The organism is Streptomyces sp. ISL-1 (assembly GCF_018614585.1).
Taxonomy (GTDB): Bacteria; Actinomycetota; Actinomycetes; order Streptomycetales; family Streptomycetaceae; genus Streptomyces; species Streptomyces maoxianensis.
In genome coordinates this window covers 219,838-235,332 of record NZ_JAGGOI010000023.1, presented here as the reverse complement: position 1 = coordinate 235,332, position 15,495 = coordinate 219,838, and the positions used below count along the sequence as shown (strand labels likewise).

The window sequence follows — 15,495 nt, the reverse complement described above, 5'->3', positions numbered from 1 at the left end:
TCCTGTGTCAGATGAGTCCGGGCATCATGCTGCGCTGACCTGCGGTGCCCGGACTTGAGCGAGACGGGATGCGTCGGCGTGTCTCACTCAAGTCCCGGTAGGCGGGCCGTGCTCTCGCAGTCCCGACGGGTTGTGGTCGCCGGGATTGTGGTGAGCTCAGAGGTCGTTTTCTCCCGTAGTTTCATCCCGGAATCGGCGGTTGGTGGGGCTTCGGAGAGGCCGTCACCACCGTCGGTGCACGGTGGCTTTGGTGCCGGTCACCAGGCTTGCCGGTGGAACGTCATCGGCAACGACAGCGCCAGCGGCGATCACGGCATCACGGCCAATGCTGACGCCGGGCAGGATCGTGGCACCGGCGCCGATCCACACGTTCTCTGCAACATCGATGGGCGCGCCGGTGAGGTACAGCCGCCGCTCTTCGGGATCGACCGGGTGGCCGCTGGTGATGAACGTGACCTTCGGGCCGACCATCACGCGCTCACCGAGCCGGATGCCGGCGTAGTCCAGGAACGTGCAGTTCTGGTTGATGAACACGCGCTCGGCGAGGTCGAGGTGGAGACCGTGGTCCGTATAAAAGGGCGGATAGATCGTGACTCTCGGCGGCAGCGGCCTGCCGAGGATCTGTTCCAACAGTTCGGCCTTGCCCGCTTCGGCCTCGAAGGGCAGGACATTCAGGCGGGAGGTGAGCTCGGTGACCCGCAGGACCCTCTCGGCCATGGCCTGGAACTCGTCGCTGTGGATACGCATGAGACGGTCGCTGGACATGCCACGATCCTTTCTCGTGTACGCAAACTGGACAAGATCCCGTCAGCGATCTTCCCTCCCAGCACTTCATCCCGGAATAGGATTTCTGGTTCAGGGTGTCGGGTCGCGCCAGGAGATGGTGCTCTCGCCGGTGAGGCGGCGGGCCATCAGGTCGGTCATGGCGAGGTGGGTCACGGCTTCGGAGCGGGCCGGGAGGGTCTCGTAGTCGCGGGCCAGGCGCCGGTTCAACATCAGCCAGCCATAGGTCCGCTCCACGGCCCAGCGCTTCGGCAAAGGGGTGAACCTCCTGGTTCCCGGGGTGCGGGTGGTGACCTCCATGTCGATGCCGAGGGTGGCGGCGTGCTCGACGAAGTACTTGCGGTAGCCGCCGTCGACCCAGACTTTGCGCAGGCCGGGGTGGTCGGGGGCGGCCCGGTCGAGCAGTTGGGTCCCGGCCACGGAGTCCTGGACACTGGCCGCGGTGACCAGGACCGCGAGGAGAAGCCCGAGCGTGTCGGTCATGATGCTGCGCTTCCTGCCCACGATCTTCTTCCCCGCGTCGGTACCCTGACTCGTGACGGGAACGCTGGGGGCGGTCTTCACGCTCTGCGCATCGACCAGACAGGCGGACGGTTCGGTGTTCGGCCCTCCTGCTCGCGCACCAACTCCCGCAGCAGACCGTTGAGCTGGGCGAAGATGCCGTTCTTCTGCCACTTGGCGAAGTAGCCGTAGACGGTGTTCCAGTTCGGGAAGTCGTGTGGCAGATAGCGCCACTGCACCCCGGTGCGGTCCACGTACAGGATCGCGTTCATGATCTCGCGCAGGTCGTGCTCGGGTGGACGGCCGAAGCCCAGGGCCCGGCCATGGCGTTCGTAGCACCAGGCCGCCAGGACCGGCTCGATCAACTCCCAGCGGGCATCGGACAGATCACTTGGGTACGGAAGACGTTCGGTCATGACCTCGGCATACCGCCCGGGATCGAGTGCGCCCAGGCGTGCGCTCGCGACCGCGGAAGCACGGCCGCGGACCGGGCGTCATGGGATGAGACAGGCGCAAGCCGCCTGCTGCCCCCTGCGTCACACCATCCGGCTCTCACGGCTCAAAACCATGAGGCGCCACACCAGCACCGCATTCGAACACCTCGCAAACCCGAATGAATCAGGGTGCTAGAGATGAAAACGACCTCTCAGTAGGTGTTTCTCATCCTGCGCCGCTAATTCGTGGATGAAGAGCAGGGTCAGGTCTCGGCGGGCGAGGTCATCTGATGGCGCGGTCCGCTTGCCTGTCGCCTTCCTGGCTGACTTCCGGTTCGGCATACGCGAAGTCGTACACCGCCCAGTCGGTGAGCGTGCGATAGCCGAGGCGCTGGTAGAGGGCGTTGCTGGTGGGGTTGGACAGATCCGCGAACAGGACGACGTCCCTCGCGCCCGCGGCCAGCGCGGCCCTGCTCACCTCTGCCGTCACGGCGCCCGCGTAGCCGTGCCCGCGCAGGTGGGCGGGGGTGTAGACGATGTCCACCTGGATCTGGCCGCCGATCATCGGGTTCATGCCCGCGAAAGAGACAGGGGTACCGTCCGGGGTCTCCCAAATTGTGTAGCGCTTGTCGGCGAAGCGGGTGTCGGCCCACGTGTCGGCGTCGATGGAAACGTCCTCCCCGACGGCCTTGGCGAACTCGCCGCACCAGAAAATGACTTGCTCAAGGTCCTGCTCGCCCAGGACGCGGCCACGGCCCGTCGGCAGCGGCTCCGGTGGCGTGAGCGTGCCGAGGCGATACAGACGCAGTTGCGTGTCGCGGAGTTTCGACGTCGCCCCGGTGTGCCGCTGCCATGCCTCGGCGAAAGCGGTGGCCGTGCCGTGGTCCGCGCTGGCGCGGGAAAGGGAGTGCCCGAGGGTGGCCAGGCGGGCGGCGAGGGAGTCGGCCTGCTCAGGCGTGAGCGGGGAGAGGCCGAAACCATGGGGCGGGAGGCGGTAGAAGGTGGCGTGGACCTCGCCTGCTCGCTCCAGCACGCCGAAGACAGGAGCCTCAGTGCCGAACGCCTCCGCCCCACGCGCTCGCACTCTTTCGGCCCAGGTCAGCTGCATGACGTGCGGGCCGGGCCGGGAGCGCAGGAAGTCTCCGGCTCGGGCGAGAAAGTCGTCGACGTCTTCGGTGAGGTGCCAGTCATCTGGGCGCATACTTCATGATCCCCGCTGTGCCCGCTGCGGGGAATGCGTATGCCCGGAGACGTGATTCGTCGTCATGCCTGGTGCATCAGCTCAGTCGGTGCTGTGTCACATGTGCCTTGGCACACTATTGCAAGCACCTGCTTGCAATAGTTAGCACGCCTGGTGCACCATCAAGGCATGGCATCACTCAACGTCGGCAATCTCGGCGAGTACCTGCGCGAGCAGCGGCGCACCGCGCAGCTCTCGCTCCGGCAGCTCGCCGATGCCGCCGGGGTGTCCAATCCGTATCTGAGCCAGATCGAGCGCGGGCTGCGCAAGCCGAGCGCGGAAGTGCTGCAGCAGGTCGCCAAGGCCCTGCGGATCTCCGCCGAGACGCTGTACGTGCGGGCCGGGATTCTCGATGAGCGGGAGCGGGACGAGCTGGAGACGCGCGCCGTCATCCTCGCCGACCCCTCGATCAACGAGCGGCAGAAGCAAGTGCTGCTGCAGATCTACGAGTCCTTCCGCAAGGAGAACGGCATAGATGTGAGCGGCACGGATGCATCTGGAATGGGTGCCGACGACGACGGCCCCCGCACGGCCGACGGCAGTGACGCCGACCAACCCTCAGCCTGAACACCGACGTGCGATCCGGGAGGACCCACAGTCATGGCCATCACCGATGACCTGCGTAAGACCCTCACCGACCCGACCCCCCTCTACTTCGCGGCCGGCACGGCCGACCTCGCCGTCCAGCAGGCGAAGAAGGTTCCCGCGCTGATCGAGCAGCTCAAGGCCGAGGCCCCGAGCCGTATCGAGGCCGTACGCAACGCCGACCCCAAGGTCGTGCAGGAGAAGGTGACCATCCAGGCCAAGGAGGCCCAGGCCACCGTTCAGGCCAAGGTCACCGAGGTGCTCGAGACCTTCGACACCGACCTGAAGAAGCTGGGCGAGAGCGCTCAGGACTTCGCGCTGCGCGGTGTCGGCGTGGCCGCCGAGTATGCCGTCAAGGCTCGTGAGGCGTACGAGAAGGTCGCCGAGCACGGCGAGCAGACCGTGAGGTCGTGGCGTGGCGAGGCGGCCGACGAGATCGCCGAGATTGCCGTCGCCGTCGAGCCCCCGGCCGGGAAGGCGGCGCCGAAGGCCGAGGAGAAGCCGGCCGAGGCCAAGGCCGAGACGAAGAAGCCCGCTCCTCCGGCCGCCCGCAAGGCCACGCCGTCCACGTCGCCCCGCAAGCCCGTGGCGAAGAAGGTCACCCCCCCGGCCAAGTAGGCCGGGAGGCCAGTGCCAGGCAGGCCAGTGCCAGCAGGCCCGTGCCGAGCAGGCCAGTGCCAGGCAGGCCAGTGCCAGGCAGGCCGGTACCAGCAGGCCCGTGCCAAGCAGGCCCGTGCTGGGTAGGCCAGTACCGAGCGGACGGGCCGGGCACCTTTCGGGGTGCCCGGCGCGTTCTCCCGGTAGCTTGGCCGCGAGGCGCTACGAAACCACTTCTTAGGCGGTGCTCAGCATGTTGCGTGCGGGATTCGACCTCGGCCTATGGCTGGTGCTCGACCTGGTCTTCCTCGTCTCCTCCGTGGCCGCTTTCGTCATGGCCGCCCTGGCCCGCGAGGACGCCTACCGCGCCGCCGGCAAGCAGAAGAAGTCCTTCTGGCTGATCATCCTCGGCATCACGGTCGCGGTGAACCTGTTCGTATCGGTGCTGTTCCTGTCGATCGCGGGGCTGATCGCCACGATCGTCTTCTTCGTGGACGTGCGGCCCGCCATCAAGCAGGTCTCCGGCGGCGGCCGCAAGGGCGGCGGCTCCAGCAGTGACGGTCCTTACGGTCCGTACAACGGCGGCCGGTAGCCCGGCCCGGGTCCAGGTCCGGGCGCGTTAGCTCCGTGAATCGTTTCTGCTGAGCAGCAGCACGGCCACGTCGTCCGTCAGCTCCCCGCCGTTCAGCTCGCGCACCTCCGCGACCGCCGCCTCCAGCAGCGCCTCGCCGTCCAGCCCCGCGGCCAGCTGCCGATTGATCATCTCGACCATCCCGTCCTGGCCGAGGCGCTGCTTCTCGCCCGGCCCCTGACGGCCCTCGATCAGCCCGTCCGTGTACATCATCAGGCTCCACGCGCCGCCCAGCTCCACCTGGCGGCGCGGCCAGCGGGCCCGCTGCAGCAGGCCGAGCGCCGGGCCGCCGTCCTCGTACGGGAGCAGCCTCGCCGCCCGCCCGGGCCGGGCGATCAGCGGCGCGGGGTGGCCCGCCAGGCACAGCCCGGCCCGCCTGCCGTCCGGCGCGATGTCGACCGTGCAGAGCGTCGCGAAGATCTCCTCGCTCTCCCGTTCGTGCTCCAGGACCTGCTGGAGCGTGGAGAGCAGCTCGTCGCCGCACAGGCCCGCGAACGTCAGGGCCCGCCAGGCGATGCGCAGCTCGACGCCGAGTGCCGCCTCGTCCGGGCCGTGCCCGCAGACGTCGCCGATCATCGCGTGGACCGTGCCGTCCGGGGTGCGGACCGTGTCGTAGAAGTCGCCGCCGAGCAGCGCCCGCGACCGGCCCGGCCGGTAGCGCGCCGAGAACCGCAGATTCGAGCCCTCGAGCAGGGGGGTGGGCAGCAGCCCGCGCTCCAGGCGGGCGTTCTCCTGGGCGCGCAGCCGGGACTCGGCGAGTTTGACCTGGGTCACATCCGCGCGCTTGCGCTCGACGGCGTACCGGATGGCGCGGCTCAGCAGCCGTTCGTCGAGCTCGTCGCGGAACAGATGGTCCTGGGCTCCCAGCCGTACCGCCTCGGCGGCGCGCTCGGCGTCCCCCGATGTGGTCAGGGCGAGGACCGCATGGCGCGGCGCGAGCCGCAGCACGTGCTGGAGCGGGGCGAGCTCCTCATCGCCGGCGCCGGGCAGCGCCAGGTCCACGAGGATGCAGTGGATGTCGTCCGTGAGCAGCCGCTCCGCCTCGGTGAGATTGCGGGCGCTGCGGATACGGACCCGGGTCCCGGCGCCGTCGAGCAGCTCGGGGACGGTGAAGGTGCCCGCCGGGTCGTCCTCGATCACCAGGAGGGTGAGGTCGCCGCCGTTGGTGCTCCCATGGGCGGGGGCCGCGACGGAGGCTGTCCGCTGCCGCGGTACAGGTACGGGCATGTGACTGGTCTTCCTTCCCTCCCCCCGAGGGCAGTCGAGCGACGTTCGACGCCCCACCGGACGAGGACACTAGCGGTACCGGCAGCGGAGCGGAATGGCGTACGACACGGAGTACCGCAAAGAGTCGCTGTCATATGCCGCGCATGGGGAGGTACTTGCCCCATCAGCCCTGAAGGCGGCCATGACGAACGTCACTCGAGTCATCTGCGTCACTTGTCGGGGCGTACGACTCCGAGAATCGCCATCGAGCCCGCGCCCGTAATCGTCACATTCCGCCCCGGCCGGGGGGCGTGCACGATAGCGCCGTCGCCGATGTACATCCCCACATGGCTGGCGTCCGCGTGGTAGATGATCAAGTCGCCCGGCCGCATGTCCTTCACGGCGATCCGGGGCAGCAGCCGCCACTGCTCCTGCGAGGTGCGCGGGATGCCGCGTCCCGCGGCCGCCCATGCCTGTGACGTGAGCCCCGAGCAGTCGTAGGACCCCGGACCCTCCGCGCCCCACACATACGGCTTGCCGATCTGCTGCGTCGCGAACCGGATCGCCTTCTTGCCCTGCGCGCTCGCCTTGCTGTTGACGTCCTTGAGCGCGCCGGTGCTCAGCCACGCGGTCTGCGCGTTGTACTGCGCCTGCTGCTCGAGCTGGAGCAGCCGCTCGCGCTCCTGCTTCTCCAGCCGGTCCTCGATCTTCTTGGCCGCGGCGATCCGGTCGTTGATCTCCTTCTTGGCCTTGGCCTGCTTGAGGCGGTTGGCTTCCAGCTTCCGCCACTGGGCGCTCGCGTCCTTGGAGTACGCCGCCAAGTCGGCCTGTGTCCTGGTCAGTTCGCCCAGGAGATCCCTGGTCGCCTTCTGGCCCTGCTGGATCCTGCCGGCCCCGTCCAGGAAGAGCTGCGGGTCGTCGGTGAGTACCAACTGCGCCTCGGGCGGCAGCCCGCCGCCGCGGTACTGGGCGCGGGCGGTGGCGCCGACGCGGTTCTTGAGGTCGTCGATACGGGCCTGGCCCTTCACGATCTCCTGCGCCAGCCTGACGATCTCGGCCGACTGCTTGTCGGCCTGCTCCTCGGCGAGGTTGTACGCGTCGGTCGCGGAAGACGCCTTGCGGTAGAGCGAGTCGAGCTCCAGGCGCACCTGTTCCAGCGTCTTCTTCGGCACACCCTGGCCGGCCGGCGGCGGGGGCCCGGGGGCCGCGAAGGCCTGGCCGGGTGACGCCAGCACGGTCAGTGCGCAGACCAAAGTGATCGCGGCAGTGGCACAGCGACGTCGGTTCACGACTTCCCCTCCGGACTCCGCACTCCGTACGAGCGCCAGAACAGCTAAATATGATTTACCGTCAGTAACTTACGGATGACGTCGCGATGGTGCCACGACGTCCGCGAAAGTGACAGGGCCGCCCGGCAGGTCTCTGCCGATCGGCCGATCAATCCCACTCGTCAGGGACGAACAACGCGCCTTCCGCGTTCCCTCGTTCGCGCCTGTTCAGACGGAATTGGGTGCGAGTGCGGCCCAGTTCACCGTGACTTCCCCCTGCCGCCACCGCCGGCGGCAGTCCGTCACCGGCCAGTCGCCGGCCAGGTCCCCCGCTGCCTTGATCCAGCGCTGCCGGGCGCCCAGTGAGGCGTATGGAGCCGCCGCCGCCCACGCCCGGTCGAAGTCCCGCAGGAAGGCGTGCACCGGCTCGCCCGGCACATTGCGGTGGATCAGCGCCTTGGGTAGGCGTTCCGCCAGGTCGGAGGGTCGCTCCAGCGAACCGAGCCGGGTCGCGAAGGTGACCGTCCGCGGCCCTTCCGGGCCCAGCGCGACCCACACGTGCCGCCGCCCGATCTCGTCGCAGGTGCCCTCGACCAGCAGCCCGCCGGGTGCGAGGCGCGCGCGGAGCCGCGCCCAGACGGCGGCGACCTCGCGCTCGTCGTACTGCCGCAGCACATTGGCGGCCCGGATCAGCGTCGGCCGTGCCGGGAGTGGGACCTCGAAGCCGCCGTGCCGGAAGCCGAGTCCTTCGCGCTCGTACGGCTTCGCCGCGGTAACGCGCGCCGGGTCGATCTCGATGCCGACGACCTCGCAGCGGGGGTCGGCGGTGCGCAGTCGCTGGAGCAGTTCCAGGGCGGTCCAGGGGGCGGCGCCGTAGCCGAGATCGACGGCGACGGGCGCCTCGCTGCGGCGCAGTGCGGGCCCGTGGGTGGCCGCGATCCAGCGGTCCATGCGGCGCAGTCGGTTGGGGTTGGTCGTCCCGCGGGTCGCGGTGCCTACGGGGCGGTTCATGGAAGCGAGGGTATGCGCTCGCGACACGACGGCCGGAAGGCAATGATTTGGCAAAGCGGGAGGGCTCGGGAAATGGAAGGGAAGAGTCCGCTGTTGTCAGCTGTCGGAAGACTGCTTCCGCAGTTTGCCGTGCCCGGAACGAGGAGGACTCTCGACGTGAGCCAGTACGTCTCCCGCCTCGGCAGCGGTCTGGTGGCTCCACGCATCAGGTTCCCCGGCGGCCATCGCAAGCCGCGCCGAATCGCCATGCTCAGCGTCCACACCTCCCCGCTGCACCAGCCGGGGACGGGCGACGCGGGCGGCATGAACGTCTACATCGTCGAGCTCGCCAAGCGCCTCGCGGCCATCGACATCGAGGTCGAGATCTTCACGCGGGCGACCGAGGGCGGGCTGGCCCCGGTCGTGGAGCTGGCTCCCGGCGTACTCGTACGCCATGTCGAGGCCGGGCCCTACGAAGGCCTCGCCAAGGAAGAGCTCCCCGCCCAGCTGTGCGCCTTCACACACGGCGTGATGCGGGCATGGGCCGGCCACCGCCCCGGCCACTACGACCTGGTCCACTCCCACTACTGGCTCTCCGGCCATGTCGGCTGGCTCGCGGCCGAGCGGTGGGGCGTCCCGCTCGTGCACGCCATGCACACCATGGCCAAGGTCAAGAACGCCGCGCTCGCCGAGGGCGACACACCCGAGCCGGCGTCCCGCGTCATCGGCGAGACGCAGATAGTCAGGGCCGCGGACCGGCTGATCGCGAATACCGCGGAGGAGGCCGACGAGCTCGTCCGCTTCTACGACGCCGACCCGGCGAAGGTCGCGGTCGTGCACCCCGGCGTGAACCTGGACCGCTTCCGGCCGGCTGACGGGCGCGCCGCCGCGCGGGCCCGGCTCGGCGTGCCCCAGGACGCCTTCGTGCCACTCTTCGCGGGCCGCATCCAGCCCCTGAAGGCCCCCGACATCCTGCTCCGCGCGGTCGCCCTGCTGCTGGAGAAGGACCCCTCGCTGCGCTCGCGGCTCTTCGTGCCGATCGTCGGAGGCCCGAGCGGCAGCGGCCTCGCCAAGCCGGAGGGCCTGCAGAAGCTGGCCGCCCGCCTCGGCATCGCGGACCTCGTCCACTTCCAGCCGCCGGTCGGCCAGGACCGGCTCGCGGACTGGTTCCGGGCCGCGTCCACGCTGGTCATGCCCTCGTACAGCGAATCCTTCGGCCTGGTGGCGATCGAGGCCCAGGCGGTCGGCACGCCCGTGGTGGCGGCCGCCGTCGGAGGCCTTCCGGTGGCGGTGCGCGACGAGCTGACAGGCATCCTGGTCCAGGGTCACAACCCGGCGGACTACGCGGCCGCCCTGCAGCGGTTCCTCGCCGACCCGGCCCTCGCCGCCCGCATGGGCGCGGCGGCCGCCCGGCACGCCCAGTCCTTCGGCTGGGACACGGCGGCGTCGGCGACGGCGGACGTCTACACGGCGGCGATGTACGAACACCGGCGACAGGTACGCTCGCACCATGGCTGACGTACAGCAGACCGCGGTACAGCAGGCCGCGCAGGTCATCGAGCGCACCCTGAAGGACGCGGAGCTCGACTGGGAGAGCCCGGACCCCGGTTCGTACGTGGTCAAACTCCCCGGCACCCGCAAGCTGTCGACGACCTGCTCGCTGCTTGTCGGCAGGCACTCGCTGTCCATCAACGCCTTTGTGATCCGCCACCCGGACGAGAACGACGCGGCGGTCCACCGCTGGCTGCTCGAGCGCAACCTGCGTCTGTACGGGGTGAGTTACGCGATCGACCGGCTCGGCGACATCTACCTGGTCGGCAGGCTCCCGCTGTCCGTGGTCACCCCGGAAGAACTGGACCGTCTGCTGGGCACCGTCCTGGAGGCGGCGGACGGCTCCTTCAACACACTGCTGGAGCTGGGCTTCGCGAGCGCGATCCGCAAGGAGTACGCGTGGCGGGTGTCGCGGGGCGAATCGACGCGCAACCTGGATGCGTTCACAAATCTGACTCAGCACCCGCCCAACTGACCCGGCCAACTGCCCCGGACTCAGGCCCGGTTACCTTACGGCTCGCCGCTGCACGACCCCTTCCGTGCGCCGCGGGCTCGTGGCATGCTCGCCGCCGACGCACACCTGAACGCAGTTCACATCCATGGAAGGCGAGCTCATGGAGAACGGTCAACGCGCCATCAGCAGACGGAGTCTGCTCGGCAGTGCCACAGCCGTCGCGGCGGCCTGCGTCGCGGGCGGCATCACCGGCGCCAAAACCGCGGCCGCCGGTGAGCGGAAAGCCACCTCGCCCTTGTGGGCCGAGTTCCGCCGCGCGCCCTTCAGCCACCCCCAGATCCCGTACGTGGGACGGGCCGGACAGCGACGCGGTGCCAAGAGCTTCCCCCGCCGGCCCGTCGTCGCCAACGTCCTTGCGTACGGGGCGAAGCCGGACGGCTCCGCCGACGCCGCCCCCGCGATCAACCGTGCCGTCGCCGCTGCAGGCGAACGCGGCGGCGGCACGATCCTCATCCCCGCCGGCACCTACCGCGTCGACGACGTCATCCGGATCGGCCACAGCAACGTCGTCCTCCGCGGCGCAGGCAGCGCCCGCACCACGCTGTACGCCACAAAGAATCTCACCGAGCTCATCGGCCCGTACGGCAGCCGTTACGGCGGCGACAAGTCCTCCTGGTCCTGGGCCGGCGGCCTCATCTGGCTGTGCCCGCAGGCGCGTTGGAACAGCCTCACCGACGCCATCAAGGCCAAGGCATGGCCCTTCGAGGGCTGGACCGGCAACAAGCGCGACGAGTGGCGCACCCTGGCCACCGTCCGGCCCGCGAGCCGCGGTGACTGGTCCGTCACCGTCTCCGACGCCTCCCGGCTGCGCCCGGGACAGCTCGTCACGCTCCGCCTCGCGGACGACGCCGGCCACACTCTGCTCGAGCACATGGCGGGCGGCGGCGCGGGCCCCGAGGCGTACGTCTGGGACGACAAGACCAAGCTGACCTCGTACGTTCCCTACGAATGGCCCGTGCGCATCACAGCCGTGAAGCGGAACACGGTCACCTTCGAGCGGCCGCTGCCCCTCGACGTACGCCCCGAATGGGACCCGAGAATCACCACCCTCGTAACCCCGCTCACCGGCTCCGGCGTCGAAGGGCTCACCCTCGAAGCCGTCGAGACCCCGCAGTCCCAGCACCTCCTGGACAAGGGGTACAACGGCGTCACCTTCCAGTGCGCGTTTGACTGCTGGGCCGACGACATCACCGTCCGGCACGTCGACAACGGCTTCGGCCTGGTCGCCGCCTCCGCCTGCACCCTGCGCCGCACCCGCGTCGAGGGCCGTGGCTCGCACCACCCGTACTTCTGCCGCGAGGGCTCGCACGACAACCTCATCGAGGACTTCACCATCGCGCAGCGCACTGCCGAGGCGCCCGCGAACACGCAGCTCCACGGCATCAACGTGGAAGGCCTGTCCAGCTACAACGTCTGGTCGCGCGGCCGGATGGAGATGGGCACCTTCGACACCCACCGGGGGATGCCGTTCGCGGGCGTCCGCACCGAGATCACCGTGAACAACAACGGCCGCCACGGCGGCGACGCCTCCGCCGGCCCCCTCTACGGCGCTCGCTTCACCCACTGGAATGTCACCGTCACCAATGAGCGCGCCGGACTGATCAAGATCGACGAGATCGCGCCCTACAGCGCGACCGTGGCCATTTCCACGGTCCGCGAGTTCGACCAGATCGACGTCCCGGACTTCAAGGGGAGCCTCAGCTCCCGCCTGGAGGCATACGGCGCACCCGGCGCCGTACACCCCCGCAACCTGTACGAGGCCCAGCGGGCGCTGCGCATCACGCGGGTGCGGCAGGAGGCGGTGCCTACCGAACGGCAGCCGGCGGAGTGACCACGTCCCGTACCGGCTCACCCGGCACCCGGTCTTCCCATGCCGGCTCGTCCTCGGCCGCCACGTCCTTGCGCTCGGTCTCCGCGGGCAGCGCGCGCATCAGCAGCCAGTATCCGAGCCCGGCAACCGTCCCCAGCACCGCGCACACGCCCCACAGCCACTGCGCGCCGAACCGGTCGATGACAAAGCCGGCCAGCAGCGGGGCGACCAGAGCCGCAACCGACCAGGACATGGTGTGCATGCCCTGGTAGCGGCCCCGGGCGTGCAGCGGCGACAGCCGCACCACAAGTCCGGTCTGGGTGGGCGCGTTGACGATCTCGGCGAGCGTCCAGACGCAGACGGTCAGCGCGTACATGCCGATCGACCCGGCGAATGTGGTGAGCCAGAAGCCGTACCCGGCGAGCAGTGAGGAGATGATCAGCAGCCGGCGCGGGTCGCGGTGCTCGATGAAGCGGGTGACGGGGATCTGCAGGGCGACGATCAGTACGCCGTTGACGGCGATCGCCATGCCGAAGTCCGAGCTGGAGAAGCCGTCCGCGCCCATCGCCAGCGGCAGCCCGATGTACCCCTGCATAAAGATCAGCGCGATGAGGAACGAAAGCCCGACGACGCTCATGAACCGCCTGTCGCGCAGCACGGTCCCCATGCCGATCTCCGGCTCGGCAGGCCCGGCCGCCGTCGCCCGCTCGGGCCGCGACTCCGGAAGCTTGACGAAGACGACGACCGCGCAGATCAGCGTCATCGCGGCCTCGCCCAGAAAGCCCGCGAGATAGCTGTACTCGGCGATGAAGCCCGCGGCCACCGACGAGATGGCGAACCCCAGGTTGATCGCCCAGTAGTTGAGCGAGAAGGCCCGAACCCGGTCCTCGGGCCTGACGATGTCGGCCATCATCGCCTGCACGGCGGGCCGGGAGGCGTTGCTCGCCATGCCCACCACGAAGGCGACGGCCGCGATGGAGACCGGGTGGTGCATAAAGCCGAGGACGGCCACCGAGACGGCCGTCCAACTCTGCGCGATCAGGAGCGTCGGCCGCCGCCCGAGCCGGTCGGCCATCACGCCCCCGCCGAGGGAGGAGACGACACCGCCGAGCCCGTGCAGGGCGACCACCAGTCCCGCGTACGAGGCCGAATAGCCCCCGTCCAAGGTCAGATAAAGCACCATGAAGGTGGCGACGAAAGCCCCAAGTCGGTTGACCAGAGTGCTCGTCCACAGCCACCAGAACTCACGGGGGAGCCCCGAGACGCTCTCTCTCGCGGCACGCCTCAGACCGGCGACTGACATACGGATTCCCCCGGGGTGTAAGTGGCTTGGCAGGCATCCGCAAGTTACATACGCCGGGGTCCCGGCCGCCAGTCAATTGACGCGGCCGTCAACCGTCGGCGGCGTCTATTAGGCTCGGGCACATGGCCGACGCACCGTACAAGCTGATCCTCCTCCGCCACGGCGAGAGCGAATGGAACGCGAAGAATCTGTTCACCGGTTGGGTGGACGTCAACCTGACGGAGAAGGGCGAGAAGGAGGCAGTCCGCGGCGGTGAGCTGCTGAAGGACGCCGGCCTGCTCCCCGACGTACTGCACACCTCACTGCAGAGGCGCGCCATCCGCACGGCGCAGCTGGCACTTGAGGCCGCGGACCGTCTCTGGATCCCGGTCCACCGCTCCTGGCGGCTGAACGAGCGTCACTACGGCGCACTTCAGGGCAAGGACAAGGCGCAGACCCTGGCCGAGTTCGGCGAGGAGCAGTTCATGCTGTGGCGCCGTTCGTACGACGTCCCGCCGCCGCCCATCGAGGACGGCTCGGAGTTCTCGCAGAGCGACGACCCGCGCTACGCGACGATCCCCAGCGAACTGCGCCCGCGCACGGAGTGCCTCAAGGACGTCGTCGAGCGGATGCTGCCGTACTGGTACGACGGCATCGTCCCGGACCTGCTGACCGGCCGCACGGTCCTGGTCGCCGCCCACGGCAACAGCCTGCGCGGACTGGTCAAGCACCTCGACGGCATCTCGGACTCCGACATCACGGGCCTGAACATTCCCACCGGCATCCCGCTGTTCTACGAGCTCGACGGGGACTTCAACCCGATCAAGCCGGGCGGCACCTACCTCGACCCGGAGGCCGCGGCGGCGGCTATCGAGGCGGTCAAGAACCAGGGCAAGAAGAAGTAGCGCGGTACGTACGCGAGAGGGCCCCGTCCGTTGAGGACGGGGCCCTCTCGTATGCGTACGAAGCCATACGCAGTCATGCGAATGATCGGCTAGCCGCAGCAGCCACCGCACTGGCAGGGCGCGCCCGACTGGCAGCCGCAGCCACAGCCCGAGCCGCAGCCGCAGGCGCCGAGGACGGGCAGGAACACCACTTCAACAGGTGTGTCCCGCTGAGGTTCGGTCGTGGGGGATTCGGCCATGGTCCCTCCTCATGGGCGTACGAGATGTGCCGCCTCTGCCCATCCCATGCCCAATGCGGCGGGCGCATCAACAGCGCGCGGAGGCATGGCCCGCCGGCCGGCCCCCGCGCCGGTTACGCGCCCTCGACCTGTGTCGGCGGCTGGAGCTCGTCCGCGTGCTCGCCCGTGACCAAGTACACAACCCGCTTCGCCACCGACACCGCGTGGTCCGCGAAGCGCTCGTAGTAGCGGCCGAGCAGCGTCACGTCCACCGCCGTCTCGATGCCGTGCTTCCAGCGGTCGTCTATCAGGTGCTGGAAGAGCGTGCGGTGCAGCAGGTCCATCTCGTCGTCGTCCGTCTCCAGCTGCAGCGCCAGGTCGACGTCCTTGCTGATGATGACCTCGGCCGCCTTGGCCATCAGCCGCTGCGCCAGCTGCCCCATCTCCAGGATGGTGGCGTGCAGGTCGTGCGGCACGGCCGAGTCGGGGAAGCGGAGCCGGGCCAGCTTGGCCACATGCTGGGCCAGGTCGCCCGAGCGCTCCAGGTCGGCGCTCATCCGCAGCGAGGTCACCACGATCCGCAGATCCGTCGCGACCGGCTGCTGCCGGGCCAGCAGGGCGATCGCCCGTGCCTCCAGGTCATGCTGCAGATCGTCGACCTTCTGGTCGCCGGCGATCACACTCTCGGCGAGCTTGAGATCGGCGTCGAGCATGGCCGTGGTGGCGCGCCCGATCGCCGACCCGACCAGCCGGGCCATCTCGACCAGGCCCTCGCCGATCGAGTCCAGTTCCTCGTGGTACGCGTCCCGCATGGGGTGTCCCTCTCTAGATGTGACCGGGGTCCGGGTGGGGCTCGGACCCCCACGCTCCCACGTTCTGTCCGTTACGCGTCGAGAGCCTCCCTCGCAAATGAACCGGCACTATCCCCTCGGTGAACTCTGGGCGACGACTGTTCGAGGTGCCACCCGTTTGGCTGGGAG

15 protein-coding genes and 1 pseudogene are annotated in these 15,495 nt (G+C 69.3%); 7 read left to right on the top strand and 9 right to left on the bottom strand.

The window, feature by feature from the left end; translation table 11 throughout:
- Nucleotides 1-222 precede the first annotated feature (222 nt).
- From J7E87_RS17845 to J7E87_RS17835, 3 genes and pseudogenes are all read right to left on the bottom strand, one after another.
- Entirely contained in the window at nucleotides 223-765 is a 543-nt protein-coding gene (locus J7E87_RS17845) for a DapH/DapD/GlmU-related protein (protein WP_215095042.1), read from the bottom strand.
- Between the two features lie 90 nt (nucleotides 766-855).
- Nucleotides 856-1,700 (bottom strand): annotated as a pseudogene (locus J7E87_RS17840) (IS5 family transposase).
- A gap of 301 nt (nucleotides 1,701-2,001) precedes the next feature.
- Entirely contained in the window at nucleotides 2,002-2,919 is a 918-nt protein-coding gene (locus tag J7E87_RS17835) for a GNAT family N-acetyltransferase (RefSeq protein ID WP_215095039.1), read from the bottom strand.
- 168 nt (nucleotides 2,920-3,087) lie between these two features.
- On the opposite strand from J7E87_RS17835, the gene J7E87_RS17830 reads away from it, so the two are divergent.
- The 3 genes from J7E87_RS17830 to J7E87_RS17820 all read left to right on the top strand — a co-directional run bounded on the left by J7E87_RS17830 (nucleotide 3,088) and on the right by J7E87_RS17820 (nucleotide 4,732).
- Nucleotides 3,088-3,525, top strand: coding sequence for a helix-turn-helix domain-containing protein (locus tag J7E87_RS17830; RefSeq protein WP_215095037.1), 438 nt, complete (start codon nucleotides 3,088-3,090; stop codon nucleotides 3,523-3,525).
- Nucleotides 3,526-3,558: 33 nt separating this feature from the next.
- Entirely contained in the window at nucleotides 3,559-4,161 is a 603-nt protein-coding gene (locus J7E87_RS17825; protein WP_215095035.1) for a hypothetical protein, read from the top strand.
- Nucleotides 4,162-4,393: 232 nt separating this feature from the next.
- A complete protein-coding gene (locus J7E87_RS17820; protein ID WP_215095033.1) occupies nucleotides 4,394-4,732 on the top strand; it encodes a DUF2516 family protein in 339 nt (112 codons plus the stop codon).
- Between the two features lie 27 nt (nucleotides 4,733-4,759).
- On the opposite strand, the gene J7E87_RS17815 is transcribed toward J7E87_RS17820, so the two are convergent.
- The 3 genes from J7E87_RS17815 to J7E87_RS17805 all read right to left on the bottom strand — a co-directional run bounded on the left by J7E87_RS17815 (nucleotide 4,760) and on the right by J7E87_RS17805 (nucleotide 8,256).
- On the bottom strand, nucleotides 4,760-5,998 hold the full coding sequence (locus tag J7E87_RS17815) for a PP2C family protein-serine/threonine phosphatase (protein WP_215095031.1): 1,239 nt from the start codon (nucleotides 5,996-5,998) through the stop codon (nucleotides 4,760-4,762).
- Between the two features lie 209 nt (nucleotides 5,999-6,207).
- Nucleotides 6,208-7,266, bottom strand: coding sequence for a C40 family peptidase (locus J7E87_RS17810; protein WP_215095029.1), 1,059 nt, complete (start codon nucleotides 7,264-7,266; stop codon nucleotides 6,208-6,210).
- Nucleotides 7,267-7,473: 207 nt separating this feature from the next.
- A complete protein-coding gene (locus J7E87_RS17805) occupies nucleotides 7,474-8,256 on the bottom strand; it encodes a class I SAM-dependent methyltransferase (protein WP_215095027.1) in 783 nt (260 codons plus the stop codon).
- A 156-nt stretch (nucleotides 8,257-8,412) separates the two neighbouring features.
- On the opposite strand from J7E87_RS17805, the gene mshA reads away from it, so the two are divergent.
- The 3 genes from mshA to J7E87_RS17790 all read left to right on the top strand — a co-directional run bounded on the left by mshA (nucleotide 8,413) and on the right by J7E87_RS17790 (nucleotide 12,131).
- Entirely contained in the window at nucleotides 8,413-9,753 is a 1,341-nt protein-coding gene (gene mshA, locus J7E87_RS17800; protein WP_215095025.1) for a D-inositol-3-phosphate glycosyltransferase, read from the top strand.
- On the top strand, nucleotides 9,746-10,261 hold the full coding sequence (locus J7E87_RS17795) for a YbjN domain-containing protein (protein WP_215095023.1): 516 nt from the start codon (nucleotides 9,746-9,748) through the stop codon (nucleotides 10,259-10,261). Before mshA ends, J7E87_RS17795 begins: the two co-directional genes overlap by 8 nt.
- Before the next feature lie 139 nt (nucleotides 10,262-10,400).
- Nucleotides 10,401-12,131 carry a glycoside hydrolase family 55 protein gene (locus tag J7E87_RS17790; RefSeq protein WP_251017578.1) on the top strand — a complete coding sequence of 577 codons (1,731 nt, stop codon included), beginning with the start codon at nucleotides 10,401-10,403 and terminating at the stop codon, nucleotides 12,129-12,131.
- Here J7E87_RS17790 and J7E87_RS17785 read toward each other — a convergent pair.
- Nucleotides 12,106-13,413 (bottom strand): MFS transporter, encoded by a 1,308-nt coding sequence (locus tag J7E87_RS17785; protein ID WP_215095020.1) that lies wholly within the window; start codon nucleotides 13,411-13,413, stop codon nucleotides 12,106-12,108. The two genes, J7E87_RS17790 and J7E87_RS17785, sit on opposite strands and share 26 nt — an antisense overlap.
- A gap of 122 nt (nucleotides 13,414-13,535) precedes the next feature.
- On the opposite strand from J7E87_RS17785, the gene J7E87_RS17780 reads away from it, so the two are divergent.
- A complete protein-coding gene (locus J7E87_RS17780; RefSeq protein WP_215095018.1) occupies nucleotides 13,536-14,297 on the top strand; it encodes a phosphoglyceromutase in 762 nt (253 codons plus the stop codon).
- Between the two features lie 89 nt (nucleotides 14,298-14,386).
- On the opposite strand, the gene J7E87_RS17775 is transcribed toward J7E87_RS17780, so the two are convergent.
- Complete coding sequence (locus tag J7E87_RS17775) at nucleotides 14,387-14,536, bottom strand: hypothetical protein (protein WP_215095016.1); 150 nt, start codon at nucleotides 14,534-14,536, stop codon at nucleotides 14,387-14,389.
- Nucleotides 14,537-14,649: 113 nt separating this feature from the next.
- Nucleotides 14,650-15,327 carry a phosphate signaling complex protein PhoU gene (gene phoU / locus J7E87_RS17770; protein ID WP_215095014.1) on the bottom strand — a complete coding sequence of 226 codons (678 nt, stop codon included), beginning with the start codon at nucleotides 15,325-15,327 and terminating at the stop codon, nucleotides 14,650-14,652.
- Between the last annotated feature and the right edge of the window lie 168 nt (nucleotides 15,328-15,495).

What these genes read in the sequence shown, in the direction of transcription:
- J7E87_RS17775 (WP_215095016.1), bottom strand. Translation starts at nt 14,536, where the DNA reads ATGGCCGAATCCCCCACGACCGAACCTCAGCGGGACACACCTGTTGAA.
- J7E87_RS17790 (WP_251017578.1), top strand. Translation starts at nt 10,401, where the DNA reads ATGGAGAACGGTCAACGCGCCATCAGCAGACGGAGTCTGCTCGGCAGT.
- J7E87_RS17835 (WP_215095039.1), bottom strand. Translation starts at nt 2,919, where the DNA reads ATGCGCCCAGATGACTGGCACCTCACCGAAGACGTCGACGACTTTCTC.
- J7E87_RS17830 (WP_215095037.1), top strand. Translation starts at nt 3,088, where the DNA reads ATGGCATCACTCAACGTCGGCAATCTCGGCGAGTACCTGCGCGAGCAG.
- J7E87_RS17795 (WP_215095023.1), top strand. Translation starts at nt 9,746, where the DNA reads ATGGCTGACGTACAGCAGACCGCGGTACAGCAGGCCGCGCAGGTCATC.
- J7E87_RS17815 (WP_215095031.1), bottom strand. Translation starts at nt 5,998, where the DNA reads ATGCCCGTACCTGTACCGCGGCAGCGGACAGCCTCCGTCGCGGCCCCC.
- J7E87_RS17825 (WP_215095035.1), top strand. Translation starts at nt 3,559, where the DNA reads ATGGCCATCACCGATGACCTGCGTAAGACCCTCACCGACCCGACCCCC.
- J7E87_RS17805 (WP_215095027.1), bottom strand. Translation starts at nt 8,256, where the DNA reads ATGAACCGCCCCGTAGGCACCGCGACCCGCGGGACGACCAACCCCAAC.
- J7E87_RS17785 (WP_215095020.1), bottom strand. Translation starts at nt 13,413, where the DNA reads ATGTCAGTCGCCGGTCTGAGGCGTGCCGCGAGAGAGAGCGTCTCGGGG.
- J7E87_RS17845 (WP_215095042.1), bottom strand. Translation starts at nt 765, where the DNA reads ATGTCCAGCGACCGTCTCATGCGTATCCACAGCGACGAGTTCCAGGCC.
- J7E87_RS17820 (WP_215095033.1), top strand. Translation starts at nt 4,394, where the DNA reads ATGTTGCGTGCGGGATTCGACCTCGGCCTATGGCTGGTGCTCGACCTG.
- J7E87_RS17780 (WP_215095018.1), top strand. Translation starts at nt 13,536, where the DNA reads ATGGCCGACGCACCGTACAAGCTGATCCTCCTCCGCCACGGCGAGAGC.
- phoU (WP_215095014.1), bottom strand. Translation starts at nt 15,327, where the DNA reads ATGCGGGACGCGTACCACGAGGAACTGGACTCGATCGGCGAGGGCCTG.